Below are 22,121 nucleotides of genomic sequence, written 5' to 3'. Positions count from 1 at the left end.
ACTCCGACCCGAGCCTCCAGATCCACATAGGAAAACAGCGATCCAGAGCGCTCATCCGACCCGCGCATCAAATGCCCCCAGCCAACTCCTCAAGCCGAGTGAATCACGCCAAACGCCGCCCCGCTACAGACTTTTTCAACAGCCTGCTAACGCCGCATGGCCGGCGTCTCGATCGGCAGGCCGCGCGCACGCCCGGCAAGATAGAGCTCGAGCGCCAGATATTCCGGCGCGCCATAGTCGAACTGCGTCGCCCGGACGCCGAGCGAGCAGGCGCGCAGGCGCCGATGCAGCGAACCGACGCCGTTCCATTCCAGCCGATAGGCCGGATAGCCGGTCCCAGCGCCATGGCTGATCGTGTCGCCGCGCAACTTCTGGCCAACCAGCCCGTCATGGCATTGCATGCAGGAGAGGTTGAGCTGCCCCTGGCGGCGTTCGAAGAAGGCCCTGCCCGCGTCGTAGAAAGGTTGTGCCGGACCGCGGGTCTCGACGTCCATCGGCAAGCCCCGGGACAACGAAGCGACATAGGCCGTCAGCGCCAGAAGCTCACCGCTCTCATAGCCGAAGGCCGGCTGCTTCTGCCGCTCCACGCGGCACTGTTCGATGCGCCCCTCGAGATTCAGGAGCTGCCCGGTGCCGGCATCCACCCGCGGATAATGCGTCGCCGCGCCACGCAGGCTCTTCTCCGGCTCGGCATGGCACTGGCTGCAGGCCTGGCTGGCCCCCGGCTTGCGGCTGAAGAGTTCCTGACCCTGCTCGACCCAGAACCAGGCCGGGTTTCGCGTCGGATCATCCTGCTGCCGGCGCAGATCGGGCGACAGGAAGGCGCTCCCCGAGGTGATCTCTTCGCCGCCCGCGGCTGTGCCGAGCGTCGCGATCAGGAGTCCCAAGGCCAGCTTCAACCGCATCGCCGGGTGCTCACGTCACCGTCAGCCTGGCCGTCCGGGTGAAGACCGCTCCGCCATCCTCGCGCCATTCGAAGACGATATCGCCCGTCTCGACCGCGCGCGTCGTGAAGGAGACGAAGGGATTGGCCGAGACCCCCGTATACATGTCGAGCCGGAAGATCGGTTCCCCGGAATAGGTCGCCGTCAGCCGGTTCAGGATTTTCCGCGGAACGGTGCCTCCCTTACCGTCGGATTGGCCGCCGCGATCCATCGGATGCCGCGTCAGAACGCGGATCTCGATGATCTCGCCGGCGCGAGCTTCCGTCGGCATGCTGATGCGGGCGTTGAATGCCATCGGAGATCTCTCCTCATCCGCCGTCGATGCAGGCGCTCAACGTCACGACGACATCGGCATCGCTCATGAGATAGCCCCCCGTGCTGAGCGCAGCGACGACGGTAACCTTCTGCGAGGTCGCCAGCCGCAAAGTGGTCGCGACCTCGGCGCGGCCGGAGCGGGGGCCAAGATGAAACCGCGCCATGTCCGGGAACGGGTTCTTCTCGGCGATAAGATGAATCCAGCGGACATGGTCCGCCTCCGTCATCGGGCTCTCGACCACGATCCTCGTATCGACCGAATTGCCGTTCTCGACGAGCGCCGGAATCTCCAGCGTGATCCTGCCGCGCTCCGGCACCGCGCCATCGGTCAGCCGCGCGATCAGTTCCGGCAGCGCCGGCTGCGTCGCAGCCATCGCCACCTTCGGCAGGCTGGCGAGGCCGATCCCGGCCGCAGCACCGACGACGATGTCACGCCGGCTCGGGGCGGACTCAGAATGTCTTGAGAGAGGCGAGATAGGCAACGACATCCTCGATCTCCTGCTCCGACAGAGCCGGCTTGCCACGATAGACCGGGCCGACATCGTGCAAGCCCTCGGTCCGGTAATAGGGCGGCATCACCGTCTCCGGATTGAGCCGCGATGAATCGACCAGCCTCAGCCTGATCTGCCCGGCGTCAAGCCGGGCCCCGATGCCGGCCAGTGGCGGCCCTATCGCACCCTGGAACGGCTCTGCCGGATCCGCCCCCTGATGACAGATCAGGCAATTGCCGCGCTCCCGGTCGCGCAGGATGGCCTGCCCTCGCGCCACATCGCCGACACGCGCGCCGAGAGCCTTCGGAATCGCGTCCCCGACGACGGCGTAGGACTCCAGCGCCGCGCCCGGCCCGGAGGAAGCCAGTCCTTCGAGCAGAAGAGCTGTGGCGAAGCCGAGGCGCGTCATACGCCGGGTCCTAGGCCTTCCGCAGATCCATGTTCTTCAGCGGGACCGAGCGCACACGCTTGCCGGTCGCCGCGAAGATCGCGTTGAACACCGCCGGGGCGGCAACCGCGATCGTCGGTTCGCCGACGCCACCCCAGAAACCGCCGGACGGAACGATCACCGTCCCGACCACCGGCATCTCATCCAGGCGCAGCACGGTGTAGGTGTCGAAATTCTCCTCGACCATGCGCCCGTCCTTGACCGTGCACTCGCCATAAAGCGCTGCCGAAAGGCCATAGACGAAGGAGCCCTCGACCTGGCGCTCGATCTGGGCCGGGTTGACGGCATGGCCGGGGTCGGTCGCCGCGACGATGCGGTGAATCTTCAGCTTGCCCTCTGCGCTGACCGAAACCTCTGCGACCGCCGCGACATAGGAGCCAAAACCCATGGTCTGGCAGATGCCGCGATAGACCCCGGCCGGCAGGGTCTTGCCCCATTCCGCCTTCTCGGCGACCGCATTGAGAACTGCCAGATGCTTGGGATGGTTCTTCATCAGCGCCCGGCGGAATTCGAGCGGGTCCCTGCCCGCCGCATGGGCGAGCTCGTCCATGAAGCATTCGAGATAGATCGTGTTCTGGTTCAGGTTCACGCCGCGCCAGAAGCCGGGCGGCACATGAGGATTGCGCATCGCATGGTCGATCAGCAGATTCGGGATGCCATATCCGATCGAAGCCTCCGGCCCCGGTGGATTGAGGCCCTGGAAGACGGCGGGGTCACGCCCGTTCTGGATATTCTGCGGGAAGATGCCGGCCACGATCGACTGGCCGGAAATGCGCATGTGCAGCCCGGTCAGATTGCCATCCTTGTCGAGCCCGCCGGTCAGTTTGCACTGCGTCACCGGGTGGTAGCGGCCATGCAGCATGTCCTCCTCGCGCGACCAGACCAGCTTGATCGGCGTGCCGGGAATCTGCTTGGCGATGGCAACCACTTGCCTGACCCAGTCATGCACCGCGCCGCGCCGGCCAAACCCGCCGCCAAGATCGATCTTGTAGGCCTCGCATTTGGCGATCGGCAGTCCCGAGGCTTCGGACGCCGCAGCCAGCGCCGCCTCCCCGTTCTGGGTCGGGGTCCAGACCTCGCAACGCTCCGGCGTGTAGCGCGCCGTCGCGTTCATCGGCTCCATCGTGGCGTGGTTCTGGAAGGGGTAGGAATAGACCGACTCGACGACACGCGCCGCCTTGGCGATCGCAGCCTTCGCGTCTCCGACCTGGTTGCCGATGACGGCTTCGGGCGCATCGAGACCTTCCTTGAGCCAGGCAGCGATGCTCTCGCTCGAGACCTTGGCATTCTCGCCATTGTCCCACTCGATCGGCAGCGCATCGAGCGCCGTCTTCGCCTGCCACCAGGTCTCGGCGACGACGGCGACGGCCGTCTCGCCCACCGGCACGACATGCGTCACACCCGGCATGGCCCTGACCTTGGCGGCGTCAAAACTCTTCACCTTGCCGCCGAAGACCGGGCAGTCCTTGATTGCGGCATTGAGCATGCCGGGCATCTTCAGATCGATGCCGTAGATCTTGGCGCCATTGGTCTTGTCGACCGTGTCGAGCCGCTTCAGCGGCTTGCCGGCAATCGTCCAGTCCTTCGGATCCTTGAGCGGAACATCCTTGGGAGCCTCGAGCTTCGACGCCGCCTCGGCGACCTGCCCATAGCGCAGCGAGCGGCCGGAAGCCTTGTGCGTGATGATGCTCTTCTCGGCGGAGCACTCCGCCGCCGGCACGCTCCACTGGTTCGCAGCAGCCTGGATCAGCATCATTCGCGCCGCCGCGCCGCCCTTGCGGACATACTCATGCGATTCCCGGATGCCACGGCTGCCACCCGTCGAAAAATTGCCCCAGACGCGGTTGCGCGCGACGTTCTGGCCCGGCGTCGGATATTCGGTCGTCACCCTGGCCCAGTCGCAGTTCAGTTCCTCGGCGACGAGCTGGGCGAGCCCCGTCAGCGTCCCCTGCCCCATTTCGGAGCGGGCGATGCGGATCACCACCTTGTCGTCGGGATGGACCACCACCCACGCATTGATTTCCTTGACGGCCCCCTGCGCCATCGCCTCGCCAGCAAACGGTATGGCAAAGCCGAAGGTGAAGGCCCCGGCCGCCGCAGCGGAGCCGGCCAGCATGGTGCGGCGGGACAGGGTTGCAGATGTGTCAGCCGAGGCAGAAATCATATCGTTCTCCAGATTCCGTTAGGGAAGCAGGGGAGCAAGGGCACCTGGCCCGTCGCGCTCGACCCTACCCAGGCGAAACGTGAAACATGCGGACCGACGCTCAGCCGGGCCGACGCGAAGAGGCTTAGCCGCGGCCGAGCGTGCCGCTGGCCGCCACATCCAGGATTGCCGCCTTGACCCGCGTATAGGTGCCGCAACGGCAGATATTGGTCATTTCATTCGCGATGTCCGCTTCGCTCGGCTTGGGATTGGCCTGGAGGAGCGCAGCAGCGGCCATGATCATACCGCTCTGGCAGTAGCCGCATTGCGGAACATCATGAGCGATCCAGGCTTTCTGCACCGGATGCGATCCATCCGGCGAAAGCCCTTCGATGGTGACGATCTTCTGTTCCGCCGAAACGGCGCTCACGGGGAGAGCGCAGGAGCGCGTCGCGACCCCGTCGATATGCACGGTACAGGCACCGCATTGCGCGACGCCGCAGCCATATTTCGTTCCGGTCAGGCCGATCTGTTCGCGTATCACCCAAAGCAGCGGCGTGTCGCCATCGACCGCCACATCCAGCACTTTGCCGTTTATGCTCAGCTTCGCCACCGCAACCTCCCGGTTCGATTTCAGAAGAGTGGCGAGAGAGCCAGCGCGCCTCGCCAGGAGTCCACCGAGCCAACGGGCACGCGGACAGATTGTATTTAGATGAGATTGAAATCCAGAAAGCGACCTTGAGCCAATGCCAAAAGTGCGAGCGCCGCACCCGTTTCCCAGACGCTCCGCTCCGGGATGACCTGTACGATCCCAGCAGGATCGACCCAAAAATGCGCAATCAGCCCCCTGATTGCCATGATCACGTCCTGATTATCGACGATCAGGGCAATCCTCGCATTTCGCTGACTGCTCCATTTCTCACATCAATGTGATGAATCAGGCGCCAGTTCGGCATTCCCAGCAACAAGGTGCCGTCCTTGCCCCATCCGACGCATTTTCCGATCTCGCCTTGCCTTACGCAGCTGGAGAGGGCGAGGTGCGGCATCGCGTCGAATCAGCCTGAACGAGCCAGGATCGCCATGACGGCCCTCGCCATACGAGAGGTTTCCATCGCCACAGCGTGGCGCGCCGCACTGGCGGCGCTTGGGCTTCTGGCCATAGCCCTGATCTTTGCCGCACAGAGCTGGGCCCAGGCTCCCGATCCGGCCCCGGCCAGGACTCGTCTCGACGCAGCGCGTGCCGAACTCGCCCAGATCGAGACCCTCTTCGCCAATCCGAATGCGACCGATGCCGAGCTGCAGCGCCACCGGCTCAGGCTGCAGCCTCTGCTCGAACAGCTCCGCCATATCACCGAGGAACAGGCTCCGAAGACCGAGCAGGCCAAGTTGCGCATCGAGCAGCTCGGCCCGAAGCCCGACGCAAAGGCGCCGGCCGAATCCGCCGAAGTCGTCCGCGAGCGCGAAACGCGAGAGAAGGCGTTTGCCGACGCTGACGAGACTTTGAAGATCTCGCGCTCGGCCCTTCTCCAGGCAGAACAGCTTCTGGCCAGCATCGGCGACCGGCGCCGCGACCTCTTCGCCAAGGCCTTGTTCGCGCCGGGGCCCGCCATCGTCAACCCGGAGCTCTGGGGCGCGGCACTGTCGACCTCGCCGGAGGACATGCGCGCGTCCGGCCTGATCTTCGGGGACTGGCTCTCCGTCGTCGTCGAAGCATCCAGCACGGCCCGCGGAGCGCTTGTCGCTGTCGCCCTCCTCGGCGCGATCCTGCTCTACGTCGCCCGTGCACGCTACCTGCCGCGCTTTGCGGAACGGCTCGATCCAACAGGCGATACCAACAGCTTGCGCTGCCTTCACGTCGCGCTCGCCCATATCGTGGCCGGTGCGGCCCCACCGGCGCTCGCAAGCTGGTTGATCTACGCCGCGCTCAAAACTGCGGGCCTCCTGCCGCCACGCATCCAGCCGGTCATCTGGGCGATCGTCGTCGGGCTCGCGATCTTCGCTTTCGTCCAGGCATTGGCCGACGCGCTGTTTGCTCCCAACAAGCCGCAGCGGCGCCTTGTCAGCGTCATGGACTCGACGGCCCGGACCGTGGTCTGGATCGCGGCGTCGCTCGCGCTCGTTGTATCGACCGGCAAGGTGCTCGAGGCCTGGCTCCAGGCCATCGCCGCCAGCCTGGCATCGTCGATTGTCGTCCGCGGCGTGGTTGTGCTCGTCTTCGCGGCGGTCCTGATCGCCGGGCTTTACCAGCTTCGCGACGACAAGGAAGTCGAGGAGGAGGCCTGTCTCGGCCCCTATGTGGCAGTCGATGGCGCCTCGCTCGGGCCGATCCGTATCTTCGGCTGGATCGTCGGCCTCGTCATCGCATTGGCTGCATTGACGGGCTATGTCGTCTTCGCCTCCTTCCTGACCGAGCAGGTGCTCTGGCTCGGCATTCTCGCCTGCCTGTTCGTCCTTGCCTACCAGCTGCTCGATCTCGGCATCAGCGAGCTCTTGACCGGCAACGGACATTTCGCGCTGACCCTGAAGGCCGGCGTCGGCATCCGGGGCTCGGCGCTGCAGAAGATCGCCGTCATCGTCACCGGGCTGCTCAAGCTCGTGCTGATCGTGGTGACGTTGATGCTCGCGCTGGCCCCCTGGGGCCTGGAATCGGTCGATTTCCTGACATCGCTGCGCGCCGCCTTCTTCGGTTTCCAGGTCGGCGGCGTCACGATCTCGCTGTCCTCGATCATCGTCTCCGGGTTGCTCTTCGCGCTCGCCCTGACGGCGACACGCGGCGCCCAGGGCTGGCTTGAAGGCAAGTTCCTGCCGACGACGCAGCTCGATACCGGTTTGCGCAACTCGATCATCACCGCCGCCGGCTATCTCGGCTATGCCGCAGCCGTCGCGCTCTCCGTCTCTGCGCTGGGTCTCAGCCTCGAACGCCTGACCCTCGTCGCCAGCGCCCTCTCCGTCGGTATCGGTTTTGGCCTGCAGTCCGTGGTCTCGAATTTCGTCTCGGGGCTGATCCTGCTGTGGGAGCGCCCGATCCGGGTCGGCGATCAGGTCGTGGTCGGCGACGCGGAAGGCATCGTCAAGCGCATCAATGTCCGCTCGACCGAGATCGCGACCTTCGATCGCTCGACCGTGATCGTGCCGAACTCCAACCTCGTCTCGGGTGTGGTCAGGAACCGGGTGCGCGCCGATCGCACCGGCCGCTCGCTGATCTCGATCACCGTGCCCAGGAGTTTGGACGCGTCCGACGTGCGCACGATGCTCGCCGAGGCCGCCCACTCCCATGGCGACGTGTTGCAGAAGCCGCCGCCAACCGTGCAGTTCAAGAAGATCGGCACCTCGACGATGGATTTCGACCTGATCTGCGTCGTCGCGGATGTCGACATCGTCGGCCGCGTCACCAGCGATCTCAACTTCGCCATTCACAAGCGCCTGACCGAAATGGAAGGGCCGGCAGCCGGCGCAGAGCTGCTCGTCAAGGGCCTCGACGGCATCGAACAATCGCTCGGAGACATCGCCGCCGCCGTCGGGCGCGAAACAAAGCCTTCGCATCGCAAGAAAGCCGTAACCACCGCGCGCGCATCAAGGCCCCGCCTCCTCAACGGTGAGACGGGGGAGGAGGAGGAGCCGGAGGAGCAGGTGCGGCGCGAAACCACGCACGCGCCCGAGCCGGCCAAGGATGCGTCCAAGGACGACAGCAAGGAATGATGCGATGCCCAAGCCTTTCCGTGCAGCCGCCGTGGCGCACCGAACCGTGACCTGCCCCGCCCTCGTCGCCGGTGCGCTCGCCGTCTTCGGCATTGCCGGCTGCACCGAGCCTGCCCGGACCAGCCAGCCCGCTTTCTACCGCGATCTCGGCTCGCCCTCGGCCCGGGTCGATGCAAATGAGGCGCGCGCCATGATCTCGGCCTACCGGATGAACCACGGGCTCGGCACGCTGAAGCTTGATCCGGCCCTGGTCGAGGCTGCCGAGCAGGAGGCCGGCGCCATGGCCGCGGCCGACAAGCCAGTCCAGGCCGAAGCCGTCAAGGCGCGGCTGGCGCGGGCCGGCCAGCCGGGAGCGGAAGCCAATCTGTCCGCCGGCTATCGGCGGTTGGCCGAAGCTTTCTCGGGCTGGCGCGACTCGCCACAGCACGACCGTGTCATGAAGACGCCGGGCGCCACCCGCATGGGCATTGCCACCGCCTACGCGCCGGGCTCGAAATATCAGGTCTACTGGGCACTGATCCTCGCCCCCTGAGACAAGGCTGACGCGCTGAGACGAAGCTGCCTCAGGGTTTCGCGCCGAAGGGCAGCGGCGGTGCATCCGCCTTGAGGACGATCCCGACACGGCGGTTATAGGCGAGATAAGGATTGTCCTTGATCAGCGGCTCGGTGTCGCCCTTGCCGGTGACGGAGGCGAAGCGGTCATCCGGGACACCCGTATTGCTGAGGATCTCGCGGACCGCCGCGGCACGCGCCACCGAAAGCTCCCAGGGATTGCCTTCCGGGGCCGCTCCGGGACGTGGCGCCGCCGTATGGCCCGTGATCGCGATCTTGTTGGACATCCGCCGCAGCGTCGGGGCGACGGCCGCGAGCAGCTTGCGCATGCGCTCGTTCGGCTGCGCCGAGCCCTCGGCAAACATCGCCCGCCCATCCTGATCGACGAGCTGGATATCGATGCCCGCCTCGGAAACCTCCACCAGGATGTTACGCGAGAGCTCGGCGATCTCCGGCATCTCGCGCAGGGCCTGCCGGAGCGAGGCGGCCGCGAGCGCAAAGCCACGGTCATGCGTCGCCGAGACCAGGCCGTCTTCCTTCTGCTGGTTGTGGTTGGGCGCTGTCGTGTCGGACGCATCGCTGAGCGGCCGGATATAGGCGTTCTTGATATGGGTCTTGGTCGGGATGCCGTCGACCTCGACGATGCCGGCGAGCCGCATGTCGGTCTGTGTGCCAAAAGCCTCGCGCATCGAGCCCGCGACGATCTGGAGCTTGTTCTTGTCCTGGCTCGAATAGGCCGCGACCATGACGAAGAACGCCATCAGCAGCGCCATCAGATCGGCGAAGGTCACGAACCAGCCGTGACCGCCATGGCCGCCGCGATTTTTCTTCGCCATCGCTCAGGTTTCCGTCAGGCAGCTTGGGCCATCTCGGCCCGATGATGGTCGGGGAGATAGGCGAGCAGCATTTCGCGCACCAGCGTCGCGCTCTTGGCATCGCGCATCTGCAGGACGCCGTCGATGATCAGCGTGCGCGAGATCTCTTCTTCCTCGAGCTTGATATGCAGCTTGTCGGCGATTGGCAGCGTGAACATGTTCGCGACCATCGCTCCATAGAGCGTCGCGAGCAGCGCCGTCGCCATGGCGGGGCCAAGCTTGGACGGGTCGCTCATATTGGCGAACATCGTCACCATGCCGAGAATCGTGCCGATCATGCCCCAGGCCGGGGCGCAGTCGCCGATGGCGCGATAGACCTTCGAACCCTCGTCGAGCCGCTGCAGGAAGTTGTCGCGGTCACGCTCCATCGTGTCGCGGATGAACTCCTTGTCATAGCCGTCGGCGATGTAGCGCAGGCCCTGGGCCAGGAACGGATCGGAGACCTCGACGTTTTCCAGCGCGACGGGGCCGCTCTTGCGGGCGATCTCGGCGACGCGCGTGATCTCGTCGATCAACTCGCGCGGATGGATCGAGCGCATCGTGAAGGCGAAACGGAAGCCCATCGGAATGCCATGGGCAATCACGGAGAACGGGAAGCGCAGCATGGTCGCGGCCGAGGCACCACCGAAGATGATGATCGCGGCGTGCTTATCCCAATAGGCGGCAAAATTGCCACCATCGATCATGATCAGCGAAATGATTGTCGCGATACCGCCCAGAATGCCGACGCCGGTTGCGATATCCATTTAAGCCATCCTGATCCACGCAGATCCAGCACCCGCGCAGCGCCCTGTCTTGGCAGTCTGGTAACCATAGCGGGAGCGGTTTGAACGAAGCGTTAAGCTTGAGCACTTGCTCAGGCCCGCGGCTCGGATAATGCTCCGCGGATGTCCTTGTTTGCGCTCTATGCCCGCGTCCTCGGCGAACTCGGCCCCGAAAAGCGGCTGGGGCTGATCCTTGCGCTCGCCAATATCCTGCTGGCGGCCGCAGCCTTCGCCGAGCCGATTCTGTTCGGCACGCTGATCGACAGGTTGACCAGCATCCAGAGCTCCGGCCAGCGACCAAACTGGAGCGACATCAATGTCCTAATCGCGGCTTGGGTCGGCTTCGGGCTCTTCAATATCGGAGCCAGCGTCTTCGTCGCCCTCCATGCCGACCGGCTGGCCCATCGCCGCCGCCTCGCCGTGATGGCCGACTATTTCGAGCATGCCCTGACCCTGCCGCTGGCCTACCACACCCAGACTCATTCCGGCCGGGTGCTCAAGGTGATGCTGGAAGGCACCAGCGGCATGTGGGCGCTATGGCTCTCCTTCTTCCGCGAACACTGCGCCAGCTTCGTCGCGCTCTTCATCCTGCTGCCCTTCACCCTCTGGAAGAACTGGCAGCTCGGGCTGCTGCTGATCAGCCTCGTCGTGCTCTTTGGCACGCTGACGGCCTTCGTGCTGCGCAAGACCGAAAAGCTCCAGAGCAATGTCGAAGGTTACCACTCCAACCTTGCCGAACGCGCCTCGGACGCGCTCGGCAATGTCCCGGTGATCCAGAGCTTCACCCGCATCGAAGCGGAGGTACGCGGCCTGCGCTCCACCATCGCCAGCCTGCTGGAGGCGCAGCTTCCGGTGCTGTCCTGGTGGGCGATCGCGACGGTGGCAACCCGCGCCTCGGCAACGCTCACCGTGCTGGCGATCTTCGTCGTCGGCACCTGGCTCCTGATGATGGGGCAGACAACCGTCGGTGAAATCGTCACCTTCATGGGCTTCGCCACCATGCTGGTCGGCCGGCTTGAGCAGATCGTCTCCTTCGTGAACTTCATCTTCATGCAGGCGCCGAAGATGCGCGAATTCTTCGGGGTGCTCGACACCATGCCGGCCGTGCGCGATCTCCCGGGCGCGCCCGATGTCGGCCGCCTCGAGGGCCGCATCACCTTCGATGACGTTTCGTTCTCCTATGACGGCAAGCGCGCGGCGGTCGCCGACGTGTCCTTCGCCGTCGAGCCCGGCGAGACCATCGCCATTGTCGGCTCGACCGGCTCCGGCAAGTCGACCACGCTCGGCCTGCTGCACCGCGCCTTCGATCCGCAATCCGGCCGTATCCTCGCCGATGGCAGTGATATTCGGGACATCTCGCTGCTCAGCCTGCGCCGCAATATCGGCGTCGTCTTTCAGGAGCCGATGCTCTTCGCTCGCTCGATCCGCGAGAATCTCACCGTCGGCAAGCCCGACGCGACCGATGCCGAGATGCTTGAGGCGCTCGACCGGGCCCAGGCGACCGAAGTCATGGCGCGCCAGACCGACGGGCTCGACACCCTGGTTGGCGAACGCGGCCGCACGCTGTCTGGCGGCGAGCGCCAGCGCCTTTCGATCGCGCGCGCGCTCCTCAAGAACCCACCGATCCTGATTCTCGACGAAGCCACCTCCGCGCTCGACGCTGCCACGGAAGTGAAGCTCCAGAAGGCGCTCGACGAGGTGATGAAGGGCCGCACGACTTTCGTCATTGCGCACCGCCTGGCCACCATCCGCAACGCCAACCGGATTCTCGTTTTCGAGCAGGGCCGCGTCATCGAGATGGGCTCCTTCGACGAACTCGTCGCCAGGGGCGGACGCTTCGCCGCGCTGGCGCGGGCGCAGTATCTCGTCACCGACAAGCCGGTCGCGATGCTGGCAGAGGACGCGGTCAGCCCGCTCGCCCAGAAGCTCGCCGCCGATTGACCGCGTGCTGCACCGGACGGCCTTGGATCATCGGCTGTGCCGAAAACCGCAATCCATTGTTCGAGCCGATGCCTTAGATCATCGGACCGGATATCGTATCCAGTCCGATGATCTAACCCTTTGTCTTTGCATCGGCTTTTCCGAAAACCGCAATCCACTTTTCGGGCCGATGCCTTAGCGCGGCCTCTCCTTGTCCGGTTCGTGATGCAGACAGGGATCGAGCTTCACATGGTTGGGTCCGACCCGTTCGAAGCTGCCGCTGGCCACGACCCGGTCGCCGAGCTTGCTGCCATTCTCGGCATAGGTGACGCACAGAACCTGCGGATCCGGCGCATGACAGAGCGCGAGATAGACCAGCGCCCCGTCGGAGCGGACCATGGTCAACTCTCCCTCGACCTGAATGGTCGTGAGTTCGCCCTCCTTCCCTTCGAGCCCCCGCAGCGCCTGCCGCAGTTCGGAACAGGCCGCGCGCAAGCTCGGCTCGGGCTGCGCCCTGCCCTGATCCGCCGCGGTCAGGGCCGCAACGAGAGTGGTGCCGCAGAGCAGCGAACGAAGGAGACGCTTGGTCATGCCCCAGCTGTCGCGCCGGTTTGCGGCGGGATTGCGAACGGGTTGCCGCGATAACCCTGGAGGTAATCGACTTCATTCCATCTGCAGGCGAAGGTCGCGACATCGGCAGACCAGCCCGGCTGACAACGAAGGGGATTTCACGATGAAGACCTACGCCATGGCCCACCTCACCCACGTCGCTCTGGGACCTGAGATCATTGGCTATCTCGAAGGCATCGATGCGACGCTGGCACCGTTCCAGGGGCGCTTCATCATCCATGGCGATCAGCCGGAGCTGCTGGAGGGCAGCTGGTCGGGCGACCTGATCGTGATCGAGTTCCCGAACCGTGCGGCCGCGAAGGCCTGGTACGAATCAGAGGCCTATCAGGCTATCCTGCCCTTGCGCATGCGCAATTCGTCCGGCGCGGTCTTTTTCATCGATGGTGTTTCGTCCGACCATCTGGCGACGGATGTGCTACGCCGACAGTGAATACTTGCGAATGAGGCGCGGCGGAGCCAACGATCCTCCAACGCCGCGGGTATTTCCCTCGGTCCATCGCCCGGCGTCCTCGCCGGGCGATGTCTCGTTTGTCGTCCGCGCGCCACAAGGATGGGGTCTGTATTTGACCAGCATGATCATCCGCCTCATCTGCGCCTGGGCCTCGGTCCTTGCTTATCTGTTCTTCGGCAAGACGATTCTCGGGCAGCTTGGCTCCCCCGTCCTGTCCATGCTGATCTTTGCCTGGTTGCTCGGCATCATCGCCTGGTCGGCGATCGGCGTCGTGCATGAGGCGGAGGAACTGGCGCACAGGCTGGGCGAACCCTATGGCACGCTGATCCTGACGCTCTCGATCGTCATCATCGAGGTGGCGCTGATCGGGGCCGTGATGCTCGGTGCAACCGGGGCGCCGACACTTGGCCGCGACACGATGTTCGCCGTGCTGATGATCGTGCTCAACGGCGTCGTCGGCATCGGGCTGATCTTCGGCGGCCTGCGCCATTTCCAGCAGAGCTACAATCTGCAAGGCGCCACCGCCTATCTGGTCGTGATCATCCCGCTGACGGTCATCGCGCTGGTCCTGCCGAATTTCACCACCTCGACCAGCGACGGCACGCTGACCAACGTGCAGGCCATCTGCTTCTCGCTGTTCACGCTGGCGCTCTACGCGGCCTTCCTGATCCTGCAGACCGGCCGCCACAGCGATTTCTTCATCGAGCCTGACATGCCGGCACGCACCGGTGAAGCGCAGCCTCAGGTCGAAGGCGTCGGGCACGCCGCGTCCGGGAGCATCCTGCCCAATATCGGCCTGCTCCTGGCCAATATCCTGCCGATCGTCATCCTGGCGAAGAGCCTGGCGGCCGTGCTCGATTTCGGCATCGCCAAGCTCGACGCCCCCCCGGCACTCGGCGGCATCCTGATCGCGATGGTCGTCTTCACGCCGGAATGCATTACGGCCTTGCGCGCGATCAATGCCAACCAGCTCCAGCGCGCGATCAATCTGTGCCTGGGTGCGGCAGCCTCGACGCTTGGCCTGACGGTGCCTGCCGTGCTGGGCATCGGCCTTCTCACCGGCCAGCCGGTCACGCTCGGCCTGTCGGCCACCAATATGGTCATCCTGGCGATGACGCTGATGCTGAGCACGCTGACTTTCACTGGCTCACGCACGACGATGCTGGAAGGCGCCGTGCATCTCTGCGTCTTCTTCGTCTTCCTGGTGCTGGTGTTCAGCCCGTAGCGGCCAGCGCCAGCGCCAGGGGGGTGATCCGGAGCGAGGTCACGCGGTTGCGGCTCTTGCGCACCACTTCGAACTTGAAGCCGTGGAAGGTGAAGGCCTGCCCAGCCTCGGGGATGGTGCGGGCCTCGTGAATGACGAGGCCCGCAATCGTCGTTGCCTCCTCGTCGGGTAGGTCCCAGTCCATCGCGCGGTTCAGGTCGCGGATCGGCACCCCGCCATCAACGACCACCGACCCATCCACCTGCTGGCGCAGGCCCGGCACCGCGATGTCATGTTCGTCGCGGATATCGCCGACGATTTCCTCGAGGATATCCTCGAGCGTCACCAGCCCCATCACCTCGCCATACTCGTCGACGACAAGCGCGAAATGGGTCTTGCGCGCCAGGAAGGCCTTGAGCTGATCAGGCAGCGAGGTCGTGACCGGGGTGAACCAGGGCGCGAGGGCGATCTGCGCCACGTCGAGCTTGCCGGCATCCCCGCCGGCAGCATCGAGCGCCCGCAGCAGGTCCTTGGCGTGCAGGATGCCGACAATGTTCTCCGGCTTGTCGCGCCAGAGCGGCATCCGCGTATAGGGCGAGGCCAGGACCTCGCGCACGATCGCTTCCGGTCCGATATCGAGATTGATCGTCCGCATCTTGGTGCGGTGGATCATCACGTCCTCGACGCCGAGCTCCTTCAGGTCGAGCAGCCCGCCGAGCATGTCGCGATCGGCCTTCTTGACCGCCCCCTCCTGGTGCATCAGGTCGACCTGACCACGCAGCTCTTCATTCGGTGAAAGGATCGACTGGTTCTCGTCGATACGGATGCCGAAGAGGCGCAGGAAGCGCCGAACAAACCATTCGATCGCCAGTGTCAGCGGGCCCAGCACGGCAACGACCCAGGCCACCGGCCGCGCCAGCCGCAGCGCCGCCTGGTCGGGCTTCGCGATCGCCGCTGTCTTCGGCATGATCTCCGCGAAGATGATCACGAGGACCGACATCACGGCCGTCGCATAGATCACCCCGGCATTGCCGAAGGCCGCGACCAGCACGCTGGTGGCGAAGGCCGAGGCACCGATATTGACGACATTGTTGCCGATCAGCATGGCGCCGATCAGCCGCTCCCGCGTCGCCAGCAGCCGCATCGCGATGCCGGCCCGTCGGCTTCCCGCCTTCTCCAGCGCGGCGATCCGGGCTTTCGAGGCAGCCGTCAGCGCCGTCTCGCTGCCCGAGAAGAAGGCTGATAGCAACAGGCAGATCAGGACGATCAGCGCGGCCAGCCAGGGGTTGATGTTCTCGAGCATGGTCCCAGCGTGCTCAGGCGGCCGCGAGCTCGGCCTCGATGAAGTCCCTGACCTCGTCCGCCGCGACGCCCGGCGCGATGAAGCTCTTGCCGATGCCGCGCGCCAGGATGAAGGTCAGCACGCCGCGCTTGACCTTCTTGTCCTGGGTCATCGCGGCAACGATCTCCTCCGTGCTGCCGGCCCCGCCCGGCACCTGCTGCAATCGGCTCGGCAGGCCGACGGCATCGAGATGCGCCGCGACCCGCCCTGCATCCTGTCCGGAACAAAGGCCGAGCCGCTGCGAGAAGCGGAAGGCGAGCGCAAGACCGATCGCCACCGCCTCGCCATGCACCAGCCGGTTCGCGTCATAGCCGGTCAGGCGCTCCAGCGCGTGAGCGAAGGTGTGGCCGAGATTGAGCAAGGCGCGGTCCCCCTCCTCGCGTTCGTCCCGTGCCACGATCGCCGCCTTGGCGCGGCAGGACACGGCGACAGCATGATCGCGCTCGGGTCCGCCTGCAATGATGCGGCTCCAGTTGACTTCGCACCAGTCGAAGAAATTCGGGTCGCCGATCAACCCGTATTTCACAACCTCGGCATAGCCAGCCTTGAACTCCCGCTCGCTCAGCGTATCGAGCAGCGCCGTGTCGGCAATGACCAGGGCTGGCTGGTGGAAGGCGCCGATCAGGTTCTTGCCATGCGAGGAGTTGATCCCGGTCTTGCCGCCGACGGATGAATCGACCTGCGACAGCAACGTCGTCGGGATCTGCACGAAGCGCACGCCGCGCCTGAGCACGGCCGCCGCGAAACCGGTCAGGTCGCCGACCACCCCGCCGCCAAGGGCGATGACGAGATCGTTGCGCTCGATCTTCGCAGCGAGCAGCGCGTCGCAAAGCGCCGCGAACCGGGCATAGGATTTCGACGCCTCGCCGGGCGGGATCTCGATCCGCGTGGTCGCGACGCCGGCCTGTTGGAGGCAGGTTTCGAAGGCGGGCGCATGCAGGCCGGCGACATGCTCGTCGGTGACCAGCGCCGCCTTGGCGCCAGGCGCGAAGCTGGCGATCAGGCTCGCCGCCTCGCAAAGCTGGTGGCGGCCGATATGGATGTCGTAGCTGCGCCCTTCGAGCGCAACGGGAACCACGATCCGCGCGCCGGACTTCTCGTTCGCAGGTTTGGTCATGTCTTCGCTCTCAGCAGCTCAAAGGCTCTCAAGGGAACGCAAATGGCGATCGAGCGCGACTATCGCCTCCTCGACGACGACCTCATGGGGGTCATCGCGCGAGGTCACCGTTACATCAGCCAGAGCATAGACCGGTTCGCGCTCCGCCAGCATCCGCCGCATCGTCGCTTCAGGGTCGGCAGTCTGCAGCAAGGGCCGGTTGGAGCGCTTGCGCACCCGGCGCATCAGCACATCGGCATCCGCCTTGAGCCAGATCGAGATGCCGAGTTCGATGATGCGCTCCCGCGTTTCCGCGTTCATGAAGGCGCCGCCCCCGGTCGCGAGCACCAGCGGCGCGCGTGTCGCCAGAACCCGGCTGATGACGCGTCTCTCGCCGTCACGGAACTCGGTTTCGCCGCGCTGCGCGAAAATCTCGGGAATCGTCATGCCGGCCGCAGTTTCGATTTCGACGTCGGCGTCGACGAAAGCCAGGCCGAGCCGCGTTGCCAGCCGCCGCCCCACGGAACTCTTGCCCGAGCCCATCATGCCGACAAGCACGACTGCGCGCTTCCCGAGCAGACTGCGCAACTCGGAATTGTCCAGGTTCTCGATGGGGTCGGCTATTGTCATCGCGGCATTTCCTCGCAGCCGGTCTAGCATGAGCTGTCAGCCGACGTCATGCCCTCACGACGCTGATGAACCGGTCTGCACTTGCGCGAACCGCCAGGCATCGGGAATAACCGGATAGTCCTGAATCGGGGCAAGGTTCCAGGAGACATCCGGCCCGTGCCGACCCTCTTCAGATTCATCGCCTTTCTCGCCATCGTCGGCGGGCTGATCTTCGCCGGGATGATCGCGCTGGTCACCTTCGTCCAGCCCGAGCAGCGCGAGATGGTCGAGATCGTGCCACCGTCCAAGCTGCAGCAGCGATGAGCCGGCTGGCTCGCAGCCGGATCACGGCCTTTCTCGACATGCTCGCGGCAGAGCGCGGCGCGGCGAAGAACACGCTCGAGGCTTATGGGCGCGACCTCGACGACTATACCGGCTTCATCGCCGGACGCGGTGACCTCGGCTCCATCGTCGCCCAGGACATCCGGGACTGGCTCGCCGATCTTGCCGCCCGTGGATTGAAGGCGTCATCGACGGCGCGCCGGCTTTCCGCGGTGCGCCAGTTCCATCGCTTCCTCTATACGGAAGGGCTGACGGGCGCCGACCCCTCCGCCGCGATCGACGGACCAAGGCAGGGCCGGCCGCTGCCCAAGGTCGTTTCCGTCGCCGATGTCGATCGCCTGATCGAGACGGCGCGGCTCCTCAGCGAACGCGATGGTCTTACCCCGGCGGCACGGCTGAAGGCCCTGCGCATGCGCTGCCTGATCGAGATGCTCTACGCCACGGGCCTGCGCGTGTCCGAACTGATGGCGTTGCCGCTCTCAGCGGCAACGACGCGCGAGCGCTTCCTTGTCGTGCGCGGCAAGGGCAACAAGGACCGGCTGGTGCCGCTGAACGACGCTGCCCGCGAGGCCGCACGCAGCTATCTGGAGGCCCTGCGCCAGGCTGGAAGCGCGGACAGCCGCTGGCTCTTCCCGTCCGATGGCGAGAGTGGGCATCTGACGCGCCAGGCCTTTGGCCGCGACCTCAAGATGCTGGCCGGTGCAGCAGGATTATCGGCGACGCTGAGCCCGCACGTGCTGCGCCACGCCTTCGCCAGCCATCTGCTGCAGAACGGTGCGGATCTTCGCGTCGTGCAGGAACTGCTCGGCCATGCCGATATCGCCACGACCCAGATCTACACCCATGTCCTCGACGAGCGCCTGAAGAGCATGGTGCGCGACCTGCACCCGCTGGCCGACGAGAGCTGATCGCCAGGCCCCGGGAAGACCGGAAATGCGAGGCCGCCCCGATCAGCGCGGGCCTTCTGCAAGGGCGAGCGTGCCGAGGCGGGCGGCGACGGCCCTTGCCGCCATTTCGAGATCTCGGGGCCCTGAGCGGTGATCGAAAGTGCGCCAGGTCAGGGCGCTCTGGATCGGCGGCAGATCAATCTCGATGAACTCGACGCCAGGATGGGCGAAGTAGTTCCGGGCTCGCGAGGTCAAGGTCATGACGCATTGGCCGGCTGCGACCGCGACCAGCCCTTCTCGCACCGTCGCGATCTCGGGACCGTCGGCGATGGCCTGCCCCGACGGGGTCACACGCGGAAAATGATAGTTGCACCACTCGTCGGACGCTGCGCTGGCGGGCAATCGGACCATTCGCTCGTATTGCAGCTCTTCTGGATCCACCAGCTTGTTGGCCGCCAGGCGGTGTCCGCTCGGCACAACGAGCGTGCGTGCATCCTGGAAGAGAATGGCGCCTCGCGTCAGGCTGTGTGTCGCAAGCGGCAGCCGCGCCAGCGCCACGTCGACCTTGCCGTCCAGGACCGCCGATCCCTGGTTCAGATAGTTGAGCTCGACGAAGCGGAGCGAGATGTCGGGACGAGAGCGCGCGAATTCCGCAACCACCGCCGATGTGAGCTCGTAGAATCCACCGCCGAGATAGCCGACGAGCAATTCCGTCTGCTGGCCCTGAGCGCGTTTGCGCGCATCGCCAAGCGCCGCCCTGAGAGCATTGACCGGCGGTTCGAGATCCTTCAGCAGAGCTTGCCCGAGAGCTGTGAGCGATACGCGCCGGCTCGTCCGCTCAAACAGCCGACCTCCGAGATGGCTCTCGAGAGATTTGATCGACTCCGATACGACGGATTGCTTCACGCCCAGTGCTTCGGCGGCCTGGCCGAAGTGCAGCCGGTGAGCCACGGCCAGGAAGCAATCGAGTTTGCGGAGATCCATGGCGCCTGATCAATCGGGAATACCGATTGATAAAGTTGTTTTGCGGCGTTGATCAAGAGGCACCATTCGCCAAAACCTCTTGAAAATACATCCGCTCCCGCAGCCAGCGCCAAGGCGGATCAGGAGGACAGGCGAATGGACGTTTCAACCACCCCCGTGGAATTTCGCGCCGGTGAGGATGTCATTCGCGGCTCCTTCCATCTGCCGTCGACGAGCGGACCGCTTCCCGCCGTTGCCCTCGGACACGGCTGGGGAATGGTCGCGGGCGGTGATCTCGAGGACTATGCCCGCATCATTGCGGCACAGGGCATCGCCTGCCTGACCTTCGATTATCGGCGGCTCGGCAAGAGCTCCGGACTGCCCCGCCAGGAGATCGATCCCGCCTGGCAGCAGGAGGACTATAGGACTGCGGTCACCTATCTTTGTTCGCGCCCCGAAGTCGACGTGCAGCGCATCGGGATCTGGGGAACCAGCTACAGCGGAGGCCATGTCCTCGTAGTCGGTGCCACCGATCGCCGGGTGAAATGCGTCGTGAGCCAGGTTCCGACGATCAGCGGCTACCTGTCCGGCCTGCGGAAGGTCCATCCGTGCCACGCCGAGACGCTCCAGCGCTTTTTCGCGGATGACCGGTTGGCGCGCCTGAACGGACAACCGCCAGGCACGATGCGCGAGGTCGGGCAGGATGAAGGGCCGGACGTCGCCTATCCCGGCGCGGAATCATACGACTACATGATCGGACAGGCCGCGCGCTGCCCCGAATGGCGTAACGAAGTGACCATCCGATCTCTCGAACTCGCGCGCAGCTACGAGCCAGGTCAATGGGTGTCGCGGATCGGGCCCGCAGCGCTCCTGATGATCGTTGCCGACAACGACCTTCAGACGCCGACCGATCTTCAACTCGACGCCTTCACCCAGGCGCGCGAGCCCAAGGAATTGCTGCTGCTCCAGGGCGGCCATTACTCCGCCTACCAGCAGCATTTCGAGACGACGAGCAGCGCGGCAGCGCGCTGGTTCTCGACCCATCTCTAAACAGAACGGCCAAAGAGCCACCAGGGAGGAATTCATGTCAGCCGATATTCTGGCGGGCGGCGAGGCCGCGCGTCCGCACGATCGTGTCGCTAGGAGCAAATCGCTCCAGTCGCTCCGAGCCGCCGCCGTCGGGAATCTGCTCGAGTGGTTCGACTGGACGCTCTATGGCACCTTCGCCGTCTATCTCGCAGCCAACTTCTTCGAGAAGACGGACTCCACATCCGCTCTGCTCTCGACGCTCGCCGTCTTTGCGGTTGGTTTCGTTGCGAGACCGATCGGCGGCATCATCTTTGGGCGCTTCGGCGATCGGATCGGCCGCAAGAACACCCTGATCGTGACGATGTCGACGATGGCTGCGGCCAGCCTGATGATCGCCCTCATCCCCTCCTACGCGAGCATCGGAATCTGGGCGTCGGCGCTGTTGCTGATCGCACGCCTGCTGCAGGGCCTGGCGCATGGCGGAGAGTCCGGCGTCTCCTATGCCTATGTTGCAGAGATCGCTCCCGCCGAACGGCGCGGCCTTTGGGCAAGCAGCGTCTTCATCAGCGTGACGCTCGGCGTCATGGCGGCGACCCTCCTCGGTATCGTGCTGACGTCGCTATTCTCGCCGGCGGACATGATGGCCTATGGCTGGCGTCTCGGCTTCGCCTTCGGTGGTATCCTCGGTCTGTTCGCGCTCTACATGCGCCGCGCCGCGCATGAGTCCCCGGTCTATGACGCGGACGAAGCCACACCTGCGGTTGTCGCGCCGATGAATGGCCGCGACAAACTCCAGATCCTGCTGAAGGTGGTCTTCTTCTCGGCCGGCTCCAATGTCGCCTACTATACCTGGGTGACCTTCGCTCCGAGCTTTGCGATCTCCGCGCGCGGAATGGATGCCCGCGGAGCCTTCATCGCGAGCCTGCTCGCTCAACTCGTCGTTCTCTGTCTGCTGCCCTTGTTCGGGCACCTCGCAGACAAGGTCGGCCGCAAGCCGATGGTGTTCATCTATGGGCTCGGACTGATCCTGGCTCCGATCCCGGTCGCAGCGATCCTGACAAACGAGCCCTGGACCCTCTTCCTCTCTCAAGGCATCGGCCTGGCCGTCTGGGCGATCATCGCCTCGATCTACCCGACCCTGATCGCAGAGCAGATCCCGACCCAGCAGCGGGCGCTCGGAGTCGGCTTCCTGTCGTCGCTTTCGGTCGCGATTTTCGGAGGCACGGCCCCTTATCTCAACGCCTGGCTGAGCTCGATCGGACTGTCCTGGGTGTTCTCGCTCTACATCATGGTCCTCGGCGCCCTCGCCGTCATCGCCGCCATCATGATCCGCGAAACCCGCGGCGTCCCCCTCAGCCAGATCCGCAGCGGTCGCTGACCAACCGGGCCGCGCGCACAGCGTGCGGCCGCCCATTTT

General features: G+C 65.2%; 23 protein-coding genes. 9 read left to right on the top strand and 14 right to left on the bottom strand.

Translation table 11 applies throughout. The annotated features are described in order from the left end of the window. Positions 1-146 precede the first annotated feature (146 nt). The 7 genes from soxA to AB4118_RS26380 form a co-directional block, all read right to left on the bottom strand. Positions 147-905, bottom strand: a complete 759-nt coding sequence (gene soxA / locus AB4118_RS26410; RefSeq protein ID WP_441492527.1) for a sulfur oxidation c-type cytochrome SoxA — start codon at positions 903-905, stop codon at positions 147-149. Between the two features lie 10 nt (positions 906-915). Further along, positions 916-1,239 carry a thiosulfate oxidation carrier complex protein SoxZ gene (locus AB4118_RS26405; RefSeq protein WP_069878835.1) on the bottom strand — a complete coding sequence of 108 codons (324 nt, stop codon included), beginning with the start codon at positions 1,237-1,239 and terminating at the stop codon, positions 916-918. 13 nt (positions 1,240-1,252) lie between these two features. Beyond that, a complete protein-coding gene (locus AB4118_RS26400) occupies positions 1,253-1,747 on the bottom strand; it encodes a thiosulfate oxidation carrier protein SoxY (RefSeq protein WP_441492526.1) in 495 nt (164 codons plus the stop codon). After that, positions 1,710-2,159: a sulfur oxidation c-type cytochrome SoxX gene (gene soxX, locus AB4118_RS26395; protein WP_441492525.1), complete on the bottom strand. Its 450-nt coding sequence runs from the start codon at positions 2,157-2,159 to the stop codon at positions 1,710-1,712. The genes AB4118_RS26400 and soxX overlap by 38 nt, the downstream gene beginning before the upstream one ends. 10 nt (positions 2,160-2,169) lie before the next feature. Continuing rightward, complete coding sequence (locus AB4118_RS26390) at positions 2,170-4,362, bottom strand: xanthine dehydrogenase family protein molybdopterin-binding subunit (protein WP_441492524.1); 2,193 nt, start codon at positions 4,360-4,362, stop codon at positions 2,170-2,172. Between the two features lie 124 nt (positions 4,363-4,486). Next, positions 4,487-4,954, bottom strand: a complete 468-nt coding sequence (locus tag AB4118_RS26385; RefSeq protein ID WP_069882390.1) for a (2Fe-2S)-binding protein — start codon at positions 4,952-4,954, stop codon at positions 4,487-4,489. A 95-nt stretch (positions 4,955-5,049) separates the two neighbouring features. Continuing rightward, complete coding sequence (locus AB4118_RS26380) at positions 5,050-5,199, bottom strand: hypothetical protein (RefSeq protein ID WP_441492523.1); 150 nt, start codon at positions 5,197-5,199, stop codon at positions 5,050-5,052. Between the two features lie 222 nt (positions 5,200-5,421). On the opposite strand from AB4118_RS26380, the gene AB4118_RS26375 reads away from it, so the two are divergent. Further along, complete coding sequence (locus tag AB4118_RS26375; RefSeq protein WP_441492522.1) at positions 5,422-8,040, top strand: DUF3772 domain-containing protein; 2,619 nt, start codon at positions 5,422-5,424, stop codon at positions 8,038-8,040. A 4-nt stretch (positions 8,041-8,044) separates the two neighbouring features. Further along, positions 8,045-8,572: a CAP domain-containing protein gene (locus AB4118_RS26370; RefSeq protein ID WP_441492521.1), complete on the top strand. Its 528-nt coding sequence runs from the start codon at positions 8,045-8,047 to the stop codon at positions 8,570-8,572. Positions 8,573-8,603: 31 nt separating this feature from the next. On the opposite strand, the gene AB4118_RS26365 is transcribed toward AB4118_RS26370, so the two are convergent. Next, positions 8,604-9,428, bottom strand: coding sequence for an OmpA/MotB family protein (locus tag AB4118_RS26365; RefSeq protein WP_441492520.1), 825 nt, complete (start codon positions 9,426-9,428; stop codon positions 8,604-8,606). A 14-nt stretch (positions 9,429-9,442) separates the two neighbouring features. Beyond that, positions 9,443-10,213 carry a motility protein A gene (locus AB4118_RS26360; protein ID WP_441492519.1) on the bottom strand — a complete coding sequence of 257 codons (771 nt, stop codon included), beginning with the start codon at positions 10,211-10,213 and terminating at the stop codon, positions 9,443-9,445. A 141-nt stretch (positions 10,214-10,354) separates the two neighbouring features. Between AB4118_RS26360 and AB4118_RS26355 the strand changes: the two genes are divergently transcribed. After that, entirely contained in the window at positions 10,355-12,172 is a 1,818-nt protein-coding gene (locus tag AB4118_RS26355; protein WP_441492518.1) for a glucan ABC transporter ATP-binding protein/ permease, read from the top strand. Between the two features lie 174 nt (positions 12,173-12,346). On the opposite strand, the gene AB4118_RS26350 is transcribed toward AB4118_RS26355, so the two are convergent. Continuing rightward, the gene (locus tag AB4118_RS26350; protein ID WP_441492517.1) at positions 12,347-12,742 is read right to left on the bottom strand and encodes a hypothetical protein; all 396 of its coding nucleotides are present in this window, start codon (positions 12,740-12,742) and stop codon (positions 12,347-12,349) included. A 142-nt stretch (positions 12,743-12,884) separates the two neighbouring features. On the opposite strand from AB4118_RS26350, the gene AB4118_RS26345 reads away from it, so the two are divergent. Both AB4118_RS26345 and AB4118_RS26340 read left to right on the top strand, forming a co-directional pair. Then, positions 12,885-13,211 carry a DUF1330 domain-containing protein gene (locus tag AB4118_RS26345; RefSeq protein WP_441492516.1) on the top strand — a complete coding sequence of 109 codons (327 nt, stop codon included), beginning with the start codon at positions 12,885-12,887 and terminating at the stop codon, positions 13,209-13,211. 142 nt (positions 13,212-13,353) lie between these two features. Then, a complete protein-coding gene (locus AB4118_RS26340; RefSeq protein ID WP_441492536.1) occupies positions 13,354-14,457 on the top strand; it encodes a calcium:cation antiporter in 1,104 nt (367 codons plus the stop codon). On the opposite strand, the gene AB4118_RS26335 is transcribed toward AB4118_RS26340, so the two are convergent. Genes AB4118_RS26335 through AB4118_RS26325 form a run of 3 tightly spaced genes read right to left on the bottom strand, consistent with a single transcriptional unit; the run spans position 14,447 to position 17,504 of the window. Then, positions 14,447-15,739: an HlyC/CorC family transporter gene (locus AB4118_RS26335; protein ID WP_441492515.1), complete on the bottom strand. Its 1,293-nt coding sequence runs from the start codon at positions 15,737-15,739 to the stop codon at positions 14,447-14,449. The two genes, AB4118_RS26340 and AB4118_RS26335, sit on opposite strands and share 11 nt — an antisense overlap. Positions 15,740-15,752: 13 nt before the next feature. Then, positions 15,753-16,895: a 3-dehydroquinate synthase gene (gene aroB / locus AB4118_RS26330; RefSeq protein WP_441492514.1), complete on the bottom strand. Its 1,143-nt coding sequence runs from the start codon at positions 16,893-16,895 to the stop codon at positions 15,753-15,755. A gap of 18 nt (positions 16,896-16,913) precedes the next feature. Next, entirely contained in the window at positions 16,914-17,504 is a 591-nt protein-coding gene (locus AB4118_RS26325) for a shikimate kinase (protein WP_441492513.1), read from the bottom strand. Positions 17,505-17,660: 156 nt separating this feature from the next. On the opposite strand from AB4118_RS26325, the gene AB4118_RS26320 reads away from it, so the two are divergent. Next, positions 17,661-17,807, top strand: coding sequence for a histidine kinase (locus AB4118_RS26320; RefSeq protein WP_441492512.1), 147 nt, complete (start codon positions 17,661-17,663; stop codon positions 17,805-17,807). Continuing rightward, positions 17,804-18,733 carry a site-specific tyrosine recombinase XerD gene (gene xerD / locus AB4118_RS26315; protein ID WP_441492511.1) on the top strand — a complete coding sequence of 310 codons (930 nt, stop codon included), beginning with the start codon at positions 17,804-17,806 and terminating at the stop codon, positions 18,731-18,733. The genes AB4118_RS26320 and xerD overlap by 4 nt, the downstream gene beginning before the upstream one ends. Before the next feature lie 42 nt (positions 18,734-18,775). Here the strand turns inward: xerD and AB4118_RS26310 are convergent, their stop codons facing one another. Further along, on the bottom strand, positions 18,776-19,696 hold the full coding sequence (locus AB4118_RS26310) for a LysR family transcriptional regulator (protein ID WP_441492510.1): 921 nt from the start codon (positions 19,694-19,696) through the stop codon (positions 18,776-18,778). A gap of 48 nt (positions 19,697-19,744) precedes the next feature. Here AB4118_RS26310 and AB4118_RS26305 point away from each other — a divergent pair, with 48 nt between their 5' ends. Both AB4118_RS26305 and AB4118_RS26300 read left to right on the top strand, forming a co-directional pair. Next, positions 19,745-20,725: an alpha/beta hydrolase gene (locus AB4118_RS26305; protein WP_441492509.1), complete on the top strand. Its 981-nt coding sequence runs from the start codon at positions 19,745-19,747 to the stop codon at positions 20,723-20,725. A gap of 34 nt (positions 20,726-20,759) precedes the next feature. Then, on the top strand, positions 20,760-22,082 hold the full coding sequence (locus tag AB4118_RS26300) for an MFS transporter (RefSeq protein WP_441492508.1): 1,323 nt from the start codon (positions 20,760-20,762) through the stop codon (positions 22,080-22,082). Positions 22,083-22,121 lie beyond the last annotated feature (39 nt).

Origin of the sequence: Allobosea sp. 2RAB26 (assembly GCF_052115465.1) — a bacterium.
GTDB lineage: Bacteria > Pseudomonadota > Alphaproteobacteria > Rhizobiales > Beijerinckiaceae > Allobosea.
The sequence above is the reverse complement of the archived record's forward strand: the minus strand, read 5'-3'. Positions and strand labels throughout refer to the sequence as shown.